The following is a 14,791-nucleotide window of genomic DNA, read 5'->3' as shown; positions in this document are numbered from 1 at the left end:
ATCAGGCCCTCTGGAATTCGGGGGAAAGGAAGGCGATGGAGAGGCCCTGTGGCCGCGTTTCCGCCCGGGAGATTGCTTGCAGCGTGTCATCGGAGAGAAGCGGCCCGAACCGGTCACCGGCAAAGGCGCGTGGATCAATGGCTCCCGGCACCTGGCCGGCAAACAGGCTTGCCGCATCAATCCGGGTGGCAAGCCCTTCGGAGGAGGCCCAGGCGTCGCTTGCGTCGGAAAAACCGTTCGGCCCCGAGGGGTTCCACAGCGGCTGGCCGAGTGCATTCAGCACCGAGATGATCTGCTGCGGTTTCGGCTTGATGCCGGTGGTGCGCAGCACGGCCGTGACATATTGCAGCGGCGTGCGGATCTTTGTCAGTTGCGGGTTCCATGCCTCTTCGGCATCGACCAGTGCCATGTAGACCGCCGAGAGATCGCCGCCGGTCTTGGTATAGGCAGCGGCCAGTTTTGCCACGAGCGCCGGTGGCGGCTGATCTGCCACGAAATGGCGCACCAGTTTTGTGGCGAGATGGCGGGCGGTTGCCGGGTGGCGGGCAAGATCGCGCAGCGCCGCGCGCCCCTGTTCCTCGCCGCCTTCCGCATAGGTGATGCCCATCACCGCATGGTCGCCCGGTTCATGCGCATAGGCATTAAAGACGAAGGTGCCCTGCGGGCCCGGCTTCTTCTCATCGCGAAACACCGTCCAGCCGGTGATGATGCGGGCAAGCGAGGTGACATCGGCCTGGGAGTAACCGCTGCCGACGCCGAGCGTGTGCAGTTCCATGATTTCGCGGGCGAGGTTTTCGTTGAGGCCGCGCTTGCCGTTCTTGTTGGCGGGCGAATTGGGGCCGATGGACTGGCGGTTGTCGAGAAAGACCAGCATGGCCGGATGGGTTTCCACCGCCACCAGCATATCTTCGAAACGGCCGAAGACATGCGGGCGGATGGCTTCCCGCTCGAAACAGCCGGCAAGGATGTGCACCTCGCCGCCCTTGGAGACAGCGATGGAAAAGTGGTTCGCCCAGAACTGCGCCAGCCGCTCGCCAAAACCGATCAGCGGCTGGTGAATGGTGCCGTTGAAGCGGGCGTCGGCTTCGGCAAGCAGGATCTGCTGGGGATAATAGGGGCGTTTTGAGACGGAATCGGCCTGTTGCCCGGCGGGTTTCGCAGTCCCTGCGCCGGGCATGGTCTGCCCCGCGCTGTTGCCGGGAGCCGCTGCGCCTCCACCCATTCCACCCCCGGCCATTCCGCCAGCGCCCATTCCCCCAGCCCCCATGGCGCCCGCGGCCATGTCCGCACCACCCATTCCGGGGCCGGCGTTTGCGGGTTTTGCGGCAGATGGGGGAGGAGGAGATCCGGCAGCCGCCATTGCCGCCTCGCCGGGTTTTGCGGAAACCTGGGTCGGTTGCGGGCGCTCGCGCTCGGCCTTGACCTGTTCGTTGTAGTCGTAAAGCGAGACCAGCAGATCGGCATGGGAACGAAGCTCCGCGCCGACAGGCGTCGGTACCGCCTGTTCGACGATTTCCTGTCTCAGCAGATCGCGCGGATCCGCCTTGATCGCAGCAATGCTGCCTTCCTGTGCGCCGAGCCCAAAACGCCAGAGCGCAAGGGCGGCATCGATATCCTGAGGATTGGCCATGAGAGAACCGAACTCCGTTGCGTGACTGCTCCTTCAACGGGCAGCGCGCCAAAAATCCGTCGGTTCTGAAATGTGATCATTTCGTGGCGGGGCGCGGTGCCTCGCGCTGGACCAGCCCGTCGGCGAGGCGCCGGCGCTCATCGAGGGTGAGGCCGGCGGCAAAATCCACGGCGCGCTTTTCTGTGGCCGCCCGCACGGCCATTTCCGCATCGCGCGCCCGCTCCAGCGCATCCGACAGAGCCTGCGCATCCAGAACCGGCTTGCCCATCAGGGCAGCAGCCTCGACGCGGGCCTGACGGGCCTCCTGCACGGTGGAACGCACCTCGCGGCGCGCATCCGACAGCGCCTTCTGGAAGTCGCCCCGCACATCGCTCGGCAACTGCTCGCCGGCGAGCGGCATACGGGTGAGGGGGGCTGCACCGCGGGCGTTGAGGTAGACGGCGCCTGCACCGGCAAGCGCGCAGAGAAGAAAGGTATTGGCCAGAAGAAGTCCGACGGCCAGGCGGCGAAAACGCGTCTCGTTCATTGCATCGTTCCGATCATCCCATTCGTCTCGCCGGCCGGGTCGCCGGCAATCGTGCCGAAGGCGGTTTCGGCCGTGCCGGCCGTTCCGAGCGTCAGTGCGGCCGGCACCACGCCATCGGAAAACGGCAACGGCTGGCCGGGCATGATGACGGAGACCGCAACAGCCCCCGTTAGCCCGCCGGCAAGGCCAAGGCCGACAAGGCCCGCCCCCATCCATGAGGCGCGCAGCCGCCTCTGCCAGGTCGCACGCCGGGAGGCTGCGGCAAGCGCTTCCGGCGGCAGCACGCGGGCGACAAGGGAGGGCGAAGGCGAGGGTGCCTGATAACGCGACAGGATTGCATCCAGCCCTGCGGCCTTTTGCAGATAGGCCGCACCCTCCGGGGTTTCGGCACATCGCGCGGCGGCGGCGCGCCTCTCCTTCGGCCAGCGGCGCTCCTCTGCCCCATAGGCATCGACAAGCGCGTAAAATTCCTGCGGGGTCATTGGGGGCGTCTCATTCGTCATCGTCTTCTCCCTTCAGGATGGCCTGTAATGCGCGCCGTCCCCGCGACAGCAGGCTTTCGAGCGCATCGACGCGCACCTGCATCACCTCGGCCGCCTCGATATTCGACATCTCCTGATAATAGACCAGGATGATCGCCTCGCGCTGGCGCGGCGCAATTTGTTGCAGCGCGCGCTCCACCCGCCGGCTTTCCGCTTCCCGGCCCGCAATGCCGTCATCCGGCAGGGGGGCGTCATCGATCTGCTCGGGCGGCTCTGCCACCAGCACGTCGCGGCGCTTGCGCAGCGCATCGTAACAGAGGTTCAGCGCCACCCGGTGCGCCCAGGTATCGAACCGCGCACGCCCCTGCCGCCAGCTGCCCGCCTGTTTCCAGATGCGCAAAAAAGTTTCCTGCGCCACATCTTCCGCTTCCGCCGCATCGCCCAGCATGCGGCTGGCCAGCGCCAGCAGCCGCGGCAGCTTTTTGTGAACCATCGCCCGCATGGCGGCCGCATCGCCTGACGCCACGGCCTTGACGAGATCTGCATCGGGATCGGCGGTCATCGGATGCTGCCCGATGCCACGCGTGCGCCAAGCGGGCAGCGCTGTCCAGCGCGCTGGCGGGCGGACCGCAGGCAACGTGTCTCTTGCATCCGTCTCGACTGGATGGCGATTTGCATTCTCCTGCCGCGTCATGACCTCTTGGGTCCGCATCATGCCTATTGAACGCAGCAAACACAAAATTCCGTCGGCGGATTTCAGGAAAAATGATGTACTTGAGAGCGGATGCAGAATGTGTATATCATATGCTGATATATGTTATGGAGACTGTGATGCGCACGCTCATCGATTTTGACGATACCGCCATTGCGGCTCTCGATCGCATCGCCCGCGACGAGAACGTGTCTCGCAGCGCGCTGGTGCGCGAGGCCGTTGCGGCACTCCTTGAAAAACGCCTGAGGCCCGATTTCGATGAAGCGTTCGGCCTCTGGGCATCGGATGATGCGTGCGCGGATGGCCTGCAGTACCAGCGCGCGCTCAGGGCAGAATGGTGAAGGCGCTTTTCGACACCAATATCCTGATCGATTACCTCAATGGCATCGAGGCGGCGCGACACGAAATAGGTCTCTACGACGACCGTGCCATCAGCATGATCACCTGGATGGAGGTGATGGTGGGCGCGCGGGAACCTCACCGCGAGGCAACCGAGGCATTTCTCGCCCGTTTTCATCTGGTGGAAATCGACCGGGCTGTTGCAGACAAAGCCGTGGCCCTGCGCCGTCAGCATCGGTTGAAACTGCCGGATGCCATCGTGTGGGCCAGCGCCCAGGTGCAGGATCGCCTTCTGGTAACCCGCGATATCAAGGATATGCCGACAGAACATCCCGGCATTCGAATTCCCTACCGTCTGTAACCCTTACCGGTCGCTCACCTGCCAGCGCGGGTTGATCCACGGCTCCTGATTGCTGCGCGGCAGGGGATCTTTCCCGAGAATGTGGTCGGCGGCCTTTTCGCCGGTCATGATCGAGGGGCCGTTGAGGTTGCCGTAGGTGACGTGGGGGAAGATGGAGCTGTCGGCGACGCGCAGGTTTTCTACGCCGATCACCCGGCACTGCGGATCGACCACCGCCATCGGATCATCGGCGCGGCCCATTTTCGCCGTGCCGCAGGGGTGGTAGGCGCCTTCCAGATGTTCGGCGAGATAGGCGTCGATCTCCTCGTCGCTCTGCACACGGTCGCCCGGCGCCAATTCCGCCTCGCGGTAGGGATCGAACGCCTTCTGGCCAAAGATCTCGCGGGTCACCCGCACTGCATGGCGGAATTTCACCCAGTCGTCCGGGTCGCTCATATAGTTGAAGCGCAGCACCGGCGCGTCCTTCGCATCCGGCGAGCGAAGCGTGACTGTGCCGCGCGATTTCGACATGTTGTAGCCGACATGGGCCTGGAAACCATGGCCCTCGGCCGAGGATTTTCCGTCGTAGGACACCGCAATCGGCAGGAAATGATACTGAATGTCAGGCCATTTGATGCCGGCGGCCGAGCGGATGAAGGCGGCGGCTTCGAACTGGTTCGACGTGCCAAGCCCGGTCTTGAAGAACAGCCACTCGGCCCCGACCACGCCCTTCCAGAACCAGTTGTTCTTCGAATGCAGCGTGATCGGCAGCTTTGATTTGAACTGGTGGTAATATTCGAGATGGTCTTGCAGGTTCTCACCCACGCCCGGCCGGTCCGCCACGACGGAAATTCCCATGTCCTTCAGATGGGCGGCGGGCCCGATGCCCGACAGCATCAGGATTTTGGGCGAGTTGAAGGCGGAGGCCGCGACGATGACCTCGCGGTTCGCGCGGATCATCGCGATCTTGCCGCCCATCTCGACTTCCACGGCGATGGCCCGACGGCCTTCCATCACCACCTTGCGGGCAAAGCAGCGGATCAGGTGGCAATTGTCGCGTTTCAGCGCCGGCTTCAGATAGGCATTGGCGGTGGACCAGCGGCGGCCCTGCCAACTCGTCTGCTCCATCAGGCCAAAGCCTTCCTGCCGGCTGCCGTTATAATCGTCCGTCACCGGAAAACCGGCCTCACGACCGGCCTCGATGAAGGCGCGGTACAGCGGGTTGCGGATCTCGCCGCGGCGCACATGCAGCGGTCCGTCGGTGCCGCGCCAGCCGTCATCGCCGCCATGGGCATGTTCCATGCGCTTGAAATAGGGCAGCACATCGGCATAGGCCCAGCCCTGCGCGCCCATCTCCTCCCAGCGGTTGAAATCCTCCGCATGGCCGCGCACGTAAACCATGCCGTTGATTGAGGAGGACCCGCCGACCACCTTTCCGCGCGGCGCGATCATGCGCCGGTTGTTGAGATGCGGTTCGGGTTCGGAGAGGTATCCCCAGTTGTAGCGCTCCATGTTCATCGGATAGGCAAGCGCTGCCGGCATCTGCACGAAGGGTCCGACATCGGAACCGCCGAATTCCAGCACGATGACGGTGTGCCTGCCATCTTCCGACAGGCGGTAGGCCATGGCCGCCCCTGCGGAGCCGGAACCGATAATGACGAAATCTGCCTGCATGTCAGCAATCCATGGTTGCGTTAATTATAGCTCGGAGCTATGTTGATGCGATGAAGCCGGTTGAGTATTCTAACGCCGCGAAGAAGAGCCTGAGCCGGATGCAGCCGAAGCGAGAGGCTGCCATCAAGGCGAAGGTCGATGCGTTCGCCCGTGGGGAGCGTGTCGATCTGAAGCGATTGGCCGGAAGCTCGCTGGCGCGGATCCGGATCGGCGACGACCGGGTCATCATCGACGAACGTACGAACCTCGTCCTCGTGGTCAATGTCGGCCCGAGAGGTGGGATCTACAAGGATTAGGCCATGGGTGTTTTCAACAGAACGGTCATCGACGGTCAGCCATTTGTCCTCGTCCCGGAGGAAGAGTTCGAGGACATGATGGATATCATTATGGCCAAGGAAATCATGGCTCGGATCGAAGCCGGAGAGGAGACCTGGCCGGCGGAACTCGTTTACGAACTCAGCCAAACCGACAGCCGCATCCGCACCTACCGCACCTACCGCAAACTCACCGTCTCCGAGCTTGCCGAAGCCGCCGGCATTTCGCAGCCCTACCTGTCCGAGATCGAAAGCGGCAAGAAGACCGGTTCCGTCGATGTGCTGAAGCGCATTGCGGCGGTCCTGAAAGTGGATCTCGACGATATCGTGATGTGAGGGGCGGGTGCCGTGACCGGCGGTGCCCCCTCTGTCGGCGACGCCGACATCTCCCCCACAAGGGGGGAGACTGGCCGCCGACGTTGTGCCTTGAAGACCTCTCGCCGGCCATTCGACCGGACTTTCGACGGAGCCGAAACGGCCAATCCAGCCCGATCTCCCCCCTTGTGGGGGAGATGTCGGCGTCGCCGACAGAGGGGGCATTCCGGCGCTCCCCGTCATCTCAATACGGCGCCTCGCACGGGCCCATGCCGACATAGACCGTCTTCAGTTCCGAATAATGCTCCAGCGCTGCTGCCGAATTCTCGCGGCCGAAGCCGGATTGTTTGGAGCCGCCGAAGGGGATTTCCACCGGGCAGAGATTGTAGGTGTTGATCCACAGCGTGCCCGCCTCCAGCCTGTCCACCACGCGGTGGGCGCGGGTGATGTCGCGGGTGAAGACGCCGGCCGACAGGCCGAATTCGGTGGCATTGGCGCGGGCGATGGCCTCTTCTTCGGTCTCGAAATCCAGAACGCACATGACGGGCCCGAAAATTTCCTCGCGGGCGATGGTCATCTCGTCGGTCACATCGGCAAATACCGTCGGCTGGATGTAAAAACCTTCGCCGGATACGGTGTTGGGAATGCCGCCGCCGCAGATGAGCGTTGCGCCTTCCGCCTTGCCCTTTTCGATATAGGCCAGCACCTTTTCGCGCTGCGTGAACGAAACGAGCGGCCCAATCTGGGTGGCTTCGTCTTCCGGATCGCCGATGACGATCGCCTCGGTGCGCTCCTTCAGGCGCGCGAGGAATGTGTCGCGCAGGTTTTTCTGCACGAAGACCCGGGTGCCATTGGAGCAGACCTGGCCCGACGAATAGAAATTGCCGAGCATGGCGCCGGAAATGGCGCTTTCCAGATCGGCATCGTCAAAGACGAGGATCGGCGACTTGCCGCCAAGCTCCATCGTTACGTGTTTGAGCTGGGCCGCGGCGGCACCCGCTACCTTGCGGCCCGTCGGCACGGAACCGGTCAGCGACACTTTCGCGACGTCTGAGTGGTTCACCAGAAGAGGCCCCGTATCGCGGTCGCCCTGGATGACGTTGAAGACGCCCTTCGGCAGGCCGGCCTCGATCAGGATCTCGGCAATCTTCAGGGCGCCGAGCGGCGTGACTTCGGAGGGCTTGAACACCATGGCATTGCCGGCGGCAAGCGCTGGTGCTGCCTTCCAGCAGGCGATCTGCTGGGGATAGTTCCAGGCGCCGATGCCGACAACCACGCCCAAGGGCACGCGTTTCGTATAGGCCCAGTCGCCGCCGAGCGGGATCTGGCTGCCGTTCAGCGCCGTGGCGATGATGCCGCCGAAGAATTCCAGGCTGTCGGCGCCGGAGGAGGGGTCGGCGACGATGGTTTCCTGGATCGGCTTGCCGGTGTCGAGCGTTTCGAGTTCCGACAGCGCGCGGTTGCGCTCGCGGATGAGGTCGGCGGCCTTTTTCAGCACGCGGCCGCGCTGGGCAGGGCTGAAACCGGCCCATTCCCTTTGCGCCCGTTTTGCGGACGCGACGGCCGCATCGACAATCCCCGGCGTTGCCGCATGCAGGCGGGCAATCACCTCGCCGGTTGCCGGGTAGATGCTCTCGATCACCGTGCCGGCGGTATCCTCGACATAGGCGCCATCGATGAAATGGGAGGCGGGCGGTTGGGCTTTCATATCCGGTCTCCAGACGGGGAAGGGGCGGTCTTTTGGGCAAGCTGCCCGCTCACATAATCCTCCACCAGTGTGACGGAGGTTTCGATGGAGAGCGTGGCGGTGCGCAGGCTGCGGCGAATGTAGAGCCCGTCGATGAGGGCTGCGGCCCCTTCGGCGATGCGTCCGGCCTCGGCGCGGCCGCAGATTGGCGTCAGGCCCGACATCAGGTTGGAATGAAGCCGGCGCGCGTAAAGCACCAGCAGGCGGCGCACCTCTTCAAAGCGCTGCGCCTCCGAATAGAAGGCAAGCCAGGCGGCCACCACATCAGGGGCGAACTGGTCGGCGTCGAAGGAGACGCGAATGACGGCCGAGATGCGCTCCCGGGGTGTCGATGCCTGAGCGAGCGCCGAAACCGCATCGGCGCGCAGCTGGCTGAGCAGCGTCCGGATGGTGGCGATCAGCAGCTGCTGCTTGCTGCCGAAATAATGATGCGCAAGCGCTGCCGAAACGCCGGCCTCGCGGGCGATCTGCGACATCGTGACATCCAGCGAACCCTGGCTGCCGATGGTGCGCAGGGCCGCTTCCACCAGCGCCTTGCGGCGCACCGGTTCCATTCCAAGCTTGGGCATGTGTGTCTCCTGATGGCCGGCAGTATATTTTTGATTGACTGATCAATCAATAAAAATCGCGCAGGTTCTCGGCTTGTCAGGCGGCCGCAGCCTTCCCGCTTCCGCTGGAGGGCCGGCATGCTCGAACGAAACTGGGGACTGTCATCAAACCTTCATCTGGCGGCAAGACTTCTTTGACGAATGGCAGGTGATTGTCTGTCGTATTTTTATCGTTTGCGTCCGAGCTTGGAAGATCGTTATGTCGCGCGTTGTCACGCCGGAAGACCCTGTCTTGAGACGCTATGCGAACGACCAGCTGTTGCCGCTTGCCAAGCTTGCGCTGGAAAACGCCTTCCAGCCGATCGTGGAACTGGCGACCGGCCGGGTCTTCGGTTACGAAACGCTGATGCGCGGACAGGAGCGGCTGGGCTTCCGCTCGCCGCTGGAGCTTCTGGATACGGCAGCCGAAGCCAACCAGCTGCTCGGGCTGGAGCAGATGATGGCCGGGCGGGCGCTTGCCAAGTTTGCCACGCTGCCCGATTTTGCCAGCCACACGCTGTTCATCAATCTGGATGCGCGCCTCATCCGCGAGGGCCAGCTCGTGGTGGAAAAGCTGGTGCACCACCTCTCGAAGGCCGATATTCCGCCATCCTCCATCTGCTTTGAACTGTCGGAGCGGTTCGACAACACCAGCGCGCCGGAATTTGCCGCCCTGATTGCCACCATGCGCAAATCGGGCTTCAAGCTTGCCATCGACGATTTTGGCGTTGGCCACGCCGAAATGAAGCTCCTGTGCGAATTTCCCGTCGATTACCTGAAGATCGACCGACATTTCATCAACGGACTGGAGACCAGCCCGCGCAAGCGCCACCTGGTGCGCAACATCGTCAACATTGCGCATGTGCTCGGCGTGCGGGTGATTGCCGAAGGGGTGGAAAGCGAGGCGGAGTGCCTGGCCTGCCGCGAATTCGGGGTGGATCTGGTGCAGGGCTGGTTCATTGCCCGGCCCACCGCCTTTCTCAGCGAATTGCAGCCGGCCTTTCCCCATCTCGTCCATCTCGGGCGCGGGCGCCGTTCCAGCCAGTCGCTGGACGAGATCCTCATCCGCAAGCAGATCGAGATGCTGCCGACGGTATTTGAGAACGACAGCGTCGATACGGTGTTCGAGCTGTTTCGCGCCAATCCGCGCCAGGCCTTCTTTCCGGTGCTCAACGCCAATGGCGAGCCGCGCGGCATCATCAGCGAATATCACCTGAAGGAATATATCTACCGTCCCTTCGGCCGCGACCTGTTGAAGAACAAGATCTACGAACGCTCCATCGCCCATTTCGTCGAGGGCGCGCCGATTGTCGGGCTCGATGCCAATGCCGAGCGGTTGATGCATATCTTTGCCAATATGGATGGCAGCGATTGCGTCATCCTCACCGAAAACATGCGCTATGCCGGCATTGTGTCGGCGGCCTCGCTGATCAAGGTCATCAACGAGAAGCAGCTGAAGGTGGCGCAGGACCAGAACCCGCTGACCGGCCTTCCCGGCAATCGCGCCATCCGCGATTTCATGCAGGAAGTGGGCCGCGACGACGACCAGACGCGCTTCTTCTGCTACTGCGATTTCGACCACTTTAAGCCGTTCAACGATCATTACGGCTTCCAGAGGGGCGATCATGCGCTGTCGCTGTTTGCCGCGCTGATGAAGCGCTATTTCTTCTCCGAAGGCGATTTTCTCGGCCATGTCGGCGGCGACGATTTCTTCATCGGCCTTTCCGATTGGACGCGGGAGGAACTGTCGGAAATCCTCGGGCGCCTGCTGTCGGATTTCCATGCGGATGTCGTGGAGCTGTATTCGGCCGAGGATCGCGTTGCCGGCAGCATTCGCGCCAATGACCGCAGCGGCACGGAACGGGACTTTCCGCTTCTGCGCTGCTCCATCGGCGTGGTGGAACTGCCGGCCGGCCTGCTGCTCGATGATGTCGGGCGCATCAGCGCGGCCATTGCCGCGGTGAAGGCGCAGGCCAAGGATTGCGAGAGCGGGCTGGTGTTTTCGCTCCTGCACGGGGCAGGCTAGCGCGACACCGCCGGCTGCCCCCCGCGTCAGCGCGCCGCCTTTTCAACCGGTCCCCCCTGTCCTACATCAGGAAGCCGAACGAGAGGACAAGCTGATGACCCTTCCCGACACCATGCGCCATGTCGACCTGCCGTCTTTCGGCGCGCCTCAGGTGATGACCTTTGCCACGGGGCCGGTGCCGCGTCCGCGCGCCGGCGAAATTCTGGTGAAGGTCGAGGCGGCGGGCGTGAACCGCCCGGATGTCGCCCAGCGGCAGGGGACCTATCCGCCGCCGAAGGATGCAAGCCCGATATTGGGGCTTGAAGTTGCCGGCACGGTGGCAGCGCTTGGCGAGGGCGTCAGCGACTTTTCCCTCGGCGATCCGGTCTGCGGTCTGGCGAACGGCGGCGGCTATGCCGAATATGCGGTCATTCCGGCCGGCCAGGCGCTGGCCTTTCCCAAGGGCTATGATGCGGTAAAGGCCGCGGCCGTTCCGGAAACCTTCTTCACCGTCTGGGCAAACCTCTTCCAGATGGCCGGGCTGACGGAGGGCGAAAGCGTGCTCATCCATGGCGGCACCTCCGGCATCGGCACCACCGCGATCCAGCTGGCGCGGGCGTTTGGCGCGACCGTTTTCACCACCGCGGGTTCCGCGGAAAAATGCGCCGCCTGCGAAACCATCGGCGCAACGAAGGCGATCAACTACAAGACGGAGGATTTCGTCTCGGTGGTGAAGGATGCGACCGGCGGCGCCGGCGTCGATGTGGTGCTCGACATGATCGGGGCGGCCTATTTCGAAAAGAACCTCTCCTTGCTGGCCAAGGACGGCTGCCTCTCGATCATCGCCTTCCTCGGCGGAGCAGTGGCCGACAAGGTCAATCTGTCGCCGATCATGGTCAAGCGCCTGACGGTGACCGGCTCCACCATGCGCCCGCGCACGGCAGAAGAAAAGCGCGCGATCCGCGACGATCTCGCCACCCATGTCTGGCCGCTTCTGGAAGCCGGAACCGTTGCCCCGGTCATCCATACGGTGCTGCCGTTCGAAGCCGTCGTTGAAGCCCATGAGCTGATGGAGACGAGCAACCATATCGGCAAGATCGTGCTGAAACTTTAATCAGCGCCCCCGCAGAGGGCGCGCCGGATCGGTCGGTAACGCCTTTCCGAACTTTGTCATATAACGTGCCTTGCATGGAAGCCCGATCGATCCTACCTTCTTCTCAACAGTAACGTAACGAAAGGAAGGTGATCCAATGTCGAGTGAGATTTCGGTCTGCAAGTCGGACAATGGAAAGGTTACGGTTTTGACGGGGCAGCCCTCGGCCTGATCCACACTTTCCTCGGGGCCCGCAGCCTGGCTGCCGTCCCGGTCTGGTGATACAGACCAAACTCATGGAAGGGTCGCGAAAGCGGCCCTTTTCCTTTTTCAGGCTTCCCGTTTGGCAGTGTTACACGCCGATCCGGCCGAAGGCCGGGATCTTGATGCCGGGACGGGCAAGATCGAGACCGGCGACAAGCCCCATAAAATGCACCTCGAAACCGCTGCGCAGACCGGCCGACAGGCCGATGAGGCCACGCAGCGTCACATGCACGTCGCGCCAGTCATCGTCGATGTGGAAAAATTCGCCGTCGGGCAGATAGTCGCGCCCCACCGCATGCGGCGGCAGCACCGCGCCAAGCTCGGGCACGCTGCGCAGCACGAAGGCAACGAAGGTGTTGGAATTGGGCCCCGGCCAGATCGTATAGCCACCCGGTTCCGCATACGGATAGGCGGAAATGGCGCTTTCGACCTTCGGGATCAGCAGTTCGGCCTGCCGGCCGGTGATGGCCACCACCTGTTGCGGCCGGTTGGAATACCAGAAGGCATCGGCGGGGCGATGGTTGCGGCGGATCGGATTGCCCCAGCCCACCTTGTCGTAGCGCATATAGGCCTTCGCGCCCTTTTCCTTCGTGACGATCCAGGCATGGCTGGCCACGGAGCCCTTCAGCCCGCCGGTTGCGGCCGAAAACACGTAGATGGCGGCGTCCTCGTCGGCATCCGGCCTCGGCAGAATGCCGGCTGAACTCCAGTTCGCCTCGCTCCAGCGGGCCGGCCGGTCCTGCAGCGCCCACCAGCCGGCAGCCGCAAAGGTCGGCAGAAGATAGATCACCAGAATGGCCAGCAACAACCGCTTCACAGCCTTCATCTTGAGCGTTTCCATGTCCGTTCTTCGCTGACAGCCGCGCGGTCCGGGCAACCGTCCGGCCTTTGCCTTCAGGGAAAGGTCCAGCGCAGCCGCCATATCGTTTTGCGCCGCTTACGCAATCGCGCTATGACCTGACGAAAGCAGCAACATCAGGGCATTCCCATGCAAAATCCCGTTACCGTCGAAGTCACCCGCGGCAATCGCGTCGAAAGCCGCCATCGCGGCATTGCCGTGGTGGTGGATGGAGCGGGCAGAAACGTCTTTTCGCTCGGCGATGTCGATCAGCCGGTGTTTCCCCGTTCGGCCTGCAAGGCCATGCAGGCGCTGCCGCTCATCGAAAGCGGCGCGGCCGATGCCTTTGGGCTCACGGCGTCGGAACTGGCGCTGTCCTGTGCCTCGCATTCGGGCGAGGAGGCGCATGTGGCAGCGGCCGCCGGCATGCTGAAAAAGGCCGGCCATGATCTCACCGTGCTGGAATGCGGCGCTCATTGGTCGTCCGACCAGCAGACGCTGATCCACCAGGCCCGCACGCTCGATGCGCCGACGGCGCTGCACAACAATTGTTCGGGAAAACATTCCGGCTTCATTTGTACTTGCGTTCAATCCGGTTTCGATCCGAAGGGCTATGTCGGCTACGATCATCCGCTGCAGGTGGAAATCCGCGCCGTGATGGCGGATCTGACCGGTGCATCCCTCGACACCGATAATTGCGGCACCGACGGCTGCTCGATCCCGACCTATGCCGTGCCGTTGAAGGGCCTTGCGCATGGCTTTGCCAGGATGCTGACGGGCGAGGGGATCTCAGCCTCTCGGGCAAAGGCCTCGCGCCGGCTGATGGAGGCCTGCATGGCCGAACCCTTTTACGTGGCCGGCACCGGGCGCGCCTGCACGCGCCTGATGCAGGTGGCGCCCGGAAAGATCTTTGCCAAGACCGGTGCCGAAGGCGTCTTCGTCGCAGCGCTGCCGGACCAGGGCGTGGCCATTGCCGTCAAATGCGAGGACGGCACGACACGCGCCGCCGAGGCCATGATCTTTGCGCTCATCGCCCGCCAGTTCGAGCCGGGCAGCACGATCCGTGAGACATTGCTGGGCATGGCCAACCGCACCATGAAGAACTGGAACGGTATTCCCGTGGGCGATATCCGCGTGACGGATGCGCTGTTTGCGTGAGGTTTTAGCCGGGATGGCGTGATCGGCCGCACCAGGGTGGCGTTGTGTCGTGTGGTTTGCCGCCTCTGGCTGCCGCCATCTCCCCACGAGGGGCGCGCTGCGGCACCCACCCGGCTTCCCCTGCTTCGGCGGGTCGGCTGGGTTAAAGCCCTCCCCCTTGTGGGGAGGGTTGGGAGGGGTCTTGTCTTAAATGCAACAGGTGCTCTTGAGGAGGAGATGTCCGGCAGGACAGAGGGGGGTGTCACAGAGTTCTGACGGCCACGCCACGTCACGGCCCAAATCTCATATTTCCCCGCCAATCCGCGCCGTGCCGGTCTGGCCGTTGTCGCGGATCCATTTCAGCGTCCGCTCGCCGGTCCGGTAGAGTTCAAAGCACATCGGCGCGCCCTTGTACCAGGTGGAAAACTGCTGGCAGAGGCGGTTTTCGCGAATCCACCATCTGCCGGTGTCGTTCGGCTTCGCAAAGCGCCCGAGGCCGACCGCTTCGCCGGAGCCATCCACCGTGCCGGAGCGGCGATAGTTGAGCGGAAACTCGCCGCCCAGCGGTGCGGCCAGATAGATGCGCTTGCCGACGATCAGTCGCTCTATGTCGCTGTTGGAAAATCGGTTCCCCTCGGCCCGCGCCGGCAGCGCAAGAGCGGTGAGAATGGCAAGCACCAGCGGCAGGGTGCGAAGAAGGGGCGGCAGGCGGGTCAACATCGGCAATCTCCTGTGGCAGGGGCGCATCATGCGCCGCGGTCCGGGGCAGACGTCCCGATGCGCCGCGG

The 14,791-nt window shown here is 63.5% G+C and carries 16 protein-coding genes; 7 read left to right on the top strand and 9 right to left on the bottom strand.

What is annotated here, in order from left to right; genetic code table 11:
- Window position 1: 1 nt before the first annotated feature.
- From ACEXP3_RS02380 to ACEXP3_RS02365, 4 genes are all read right to left on the bottom strand, one after another.
- Entirely contained in the window at window positions 2-1,630 is a 1,629-nt protein-coding gene (locus ACEXP3_RS02380) for a DUF1800 domain-containing protein (RefSeq protein WP_377295808.1), read from the bottom strand.
- Window positions 1,631-1,706: 76 nt separating this feature from the next.
- Complete coding sequence (locus tag ACEXP3_RS02375) at window positions 1,707-2,156, bottom strand: periplasmic heavy metal sensor (RefSeq protein WP_377295807.1); 450 nt, start codon at window positions 2,154-2,156, stop codon at window positions 1,707-1,709.
- Window positions 2,153-2,659, bottom strand: a complete 507-nt coding sequence (locus ACEXP3_RS02370) for a hypothetical protein (RefSeq protein WP_377295806.1) — start codon at window positions 2,657-2,659, stop codon at window positions 2,153-2,155. The genes ACEXP3_RS02375 and ACEXP3_RS02370 overlap by 4 nt, the downstream gene beginning before the upstream one ends.
- Entirely contained in the window at window positions 2,649-3,200 is a 552-nt protein-coding gene (locus ACEXP3_RS02365; RefSeq protein WP_377295805.1) for an RNA polymerase sigma factor, read from the bottom strand. The genes ACEXP3_RS02370 and ACEXP3_RS02365 overlap by 11 nt, the downstream gene beginning before the upstream one ends.
- Before the next feature lie 269 nt (window positions 3,201-3,469).
- Here ACEXP3_RS02365 and ACEXP3_RS02360 point away from each other — a divergent pair, with 269 nt between their 5' ends.
- The gene (locus ACEXP3_RS02360; RefSeq protein WP_377295804.1) at window positions 3,470-3,691 is read left to right on the top strand and encodes a ribbon-helix-helix domain-containing protein; all 222 of its coding nucleotides are present in this window, start codon (window positions 3,470-3,472) and stop codon (window positions 3,689-3,691) included.
- Window positions 3,685-4,050, top strand: coding sequence for a type II toxin-antitoxin system VapC family toxin (locus ACEXP3_RS02355; RefSeq protein WP_377295803.1), 366 nt, complete (start codon window positions 3,685-3,687; stop codon window positions 4,048-4,050). Before ACEXP3_RS02360 ends, ACEXP3_RS02355 begins: the two co-directional genes overlap by 7 nt.
- A 3-nt stretch (window positions 4,051-4,053) precedes the next feature.
- On the opposite strand, the gene betA is transcribed toward ACEXP3_RS02355, so the two are convergent.
- The gene (gene betA / locus ACEXP3_RS02350) at window positions 4,054-5,703 is read right to left on the bottom strand and encodes a choline dehydrogenase (RefSeq protein ID WP_377295802.1); all 1,650 of its coding nucleotides are present in this window, start codon (window positions 5,701-5,703) and stop codon (window positions 4,054-4,056) included.
- A 98-nt stretch (window positions 5,704-5,801) separates the two neighbouring features.
- On the opposite strand from betA, the gene ACEXP3_RS02345 reads away from it, so the two are divergent.
- A complete protein-coding gene (locus tag ACEXP3_RS02345) occupies window positions 5,802-5,999 on the top strand; it encodes a type II toxin-antitoxin system RelE family toxin (RefSeq protein WP_377295801.1) in 198 nt (65 codons plus the stop codon).
- A gap of 3 nt (window positions 6,000-6,002) precedes the next feature.
- Window positions 6,003-6,353, top strand: a complete 351-nt coding sequence (locus ACEXP3_RS02340; protein ID WP_377295800.1) for a helix-turn-helix domain-containing protein — start codon at window positions 6,003-6,005, stop codon at window positions 6,351-6,353.
- A 223-nt stretch (window positions 6,354-6,576) separates the two neighbouring features.
- Here the strand turns inward: ACEXP3_RS02340 and betB are convergent, their stop codons facing one another.
- Entirely contained in the window at window positions 6,577-8,040 is a 1,464-nt protein-coding gene (gene betB / locus ACEXP3_RS02335; protein ID WP_377295799.1) for a betaine-aldehyde dehydrogenase, read from the bottom strand.
- Window positions 8,037-8,648, bottom strand: a complete 612-nt coding sequence (gene betI, locus ACEXP3_RS02330) for a transcriptional regulator BetI (protein WP_377295798.1) — start codon at window positions 8,646-8,648, stop codon at window positions 8,037-8,039. The genes betB and betI overlap by 4 nt, the downstream gene beginning before the upstream one ends.
- Before the next feature lie 238 nt (window positions 8,649-8,886).
- Here betI and ACEXP3_RS02325 point away from each other — a divergent pair, with 238 nt between their 5' ends.
- Both ACEXP3_RS02325 and ACEXP3_RS02320 read left to right on the top strand, forming a co-directional pair.
- A complete protein-coding gene (locus ACEXP3_RS02325; protein WP_377295797.1) occupies window positions 8,887-10,692 on the top strand; it encodes a bifunctional diguanylate cyclase/phosphodiesterase in 1,806 nt (601 codons plus the stop codon).
- A gap of 94 nt (window positions 10,693-10,786) precedes the next feature.
- The gene (locus ACEXP3_RS02320) at window positions 10,787-11,785 is read left to right on the top strand and encodes an NAD(P)H-quinone oxidoreductase (protein ID WP_377295796.1); all 999 of its coding nucleotides are present in this window, start codon (window positions 10,787-10,789) and stop codon (window positions 11,783-11,785) included.
- Window positions 11,786-12,116: 331 nt separating this feature from the next.
- Here ACEXP3_RS02320 and ACEXP3_RS02315 read toward each other — a convergent pair whose 3' ends face one another.
- A complete protein-coding gene (locus tag ACEXP3_RS02315) occupies window positions 12,117-12,854 on the bottom strand; it encodes a DUF3750 domain-containing protein (protein WP_377296066.1) in 738 nt (245 codons plus the stop codon).
- A 162-nt stretch (window positions 12,855-13,016) separates the two neighbouring features.
- Here ACEXP3_RS02315 and ACEXP3_RS02310 point away from each other — a divergent pair, with 162 nt between their 5' ends.
- Complete coding sequence (locus ACEXP3_RS02310) at window positions 13,017-14,024, top strand: asparaginase (RefSeq protein WP_377295795.1); 1,008 nt, start codon at window positions 13,017-13,019, stop codon at window positions 14,022-14,024.
- A 282-nt stretch (window positions 14,025-14,306) separates the two neighbouring features.
- On the opposite strand, the gene ACEXP3_RS02305 is transcribed toward ACEXP3_RS02310, so the two are convergent.
- Entirely contained in the window at window positions 14,307-14,723 is a 417-nt protein-coding gene (locus tag ACEXP3_RS02305) for a hypothetical protein (protein WP_377295794.1), read from the bottom strand.
- Window positions 14,724-14,791 lie beyond the last annotated feature (68 nt).

Source organism: Neorhizobium fuzhouense, from assembly GCF_042611105.1.
Lineage (GTDB): Bacteria > Pseudomonadota > Alphaproteobacteria > Rhizobiales > Rhizobiaceae > Neorhizobium > Neorhizobium galegae_A.
Note: the sequence above shows the minus strand (reverse complement) of the source record. Positions and strands in the feature narration are given on the sequence as shown.

Bases quoted from the DNA above. Each gene is read 5' to 3' on its own strand.
- ACEXP3_RS02345 (WP_377295801.1), top strand. From the start codon at position 5,802: ATGCAGCCGAAGCGAGAGGCTGCCATCAAGGCGAAGGTCGATGCGTTC.
- ACEXP3_RS02315 (WP_377296066.1), bottom strand. From the start codon at position 12,854: ATGAAGGCTGTGAAGCGGTTGTTGCTGGCCATTCTGGTGATCTATCTT.
- ACEXP3_RS02360 (WP_377295804.1), top strand. From the start codon at position 3,470: ATGCGCACGCTCATCGATTTTGACGATACCGCCATTGCGGCTCTCGAT.
- ACEXP3_RS02325 (WP_377295797.1), top strand. From the start codon at position 8,887: ATGTCGCGCGTTGTCACGCCGGAAGACCCTGTCTTGAGACGCTATGCG.
- ACEXP3_RS02340 (WP_377295800.1), top strand. From the start codon at position 6,003: ATGGGTGTTTTCAACAGAACGGTCATCGACGGTCAGCCATTTGTCCTC.
- betB (WP_377295799.1), bottom strand. From the start codon at position 8,040: ATGAAAGCCCAACCGCCCGCCTCCCATTTCATCGATGGCGCCTATGTC.
- ACEXP3_RS02365 (WP_377295805.1), bottom strand. From the start codon at position 3,200: ATGACCGCCGATCCCGATGCAGATCTCGTCAAGGCCGTGGCGTCAGGC.
- ACEXP3_RS02355 (WP_377295803.1), top strand. From the start codon at position 3,685: ATGGTGAAGGCGCTTTTCGACACCAATATCCTGATCGATTACCTCAAT.
- ACEXP3_RS02320 (WP_377295796.1), top strand. From the start codon at position 10,787: ATGACCCTTCCCGACACCATGCGCCATGTCGACCTGCCGTCTTTCGGC.
- ACEXP3_RS02370 (WP_377295806.1), bottom strand. From the start codon at position 2,659: ATGACGAATGAGACGCCCCCAATGACCCCGCAGGAATTTTACGCGCTT.
- ACEXP3_RS02310 (WP_377295795.1), top strand. From the start codon at position 13,017: ATGCAAAATCCCGTTACCGTCGAAGTCACCCGCGGCAATCGCGTCGAA.
- ACEXP3_RS02375 (WP_377295807.1), bottom strand. From the start codon at position 2,156: ATGAACGAGACGCGTTTTCGCCGCCTGGCCGTCGGACTTCTTCTGGCC.
- betA (WP_377295802.1), bottom strand. From the start codon at position 5,703: ATGCAGGCAGATTTCGTCATTATCGGTTCCGGCTCCGCAGGGGCGGCC.
- ACEXP3_RS02380 (WP_377295808.1), bottom strand. From the start codon at position 1,630: ATGGCCAATCCTCAGGATATCGATGCCGCCCTTGCGCTCTGGCGTTTT.
- betI (WP_377295798.1), bottom strand. From the start codon at position 8,648: ATGCCCAAGCTTGGAATGGAACCGGTGCGCCGCAAGGCGCTGGTGGAA.
- ACEXP3_RS02305 (WP_377295794.1), bottom strand. From the start codon at position 14,723: ATGTTGACCCGCCTGCCGCCCCTTCTTCGCACCCTGCCGCTGGTGCTT.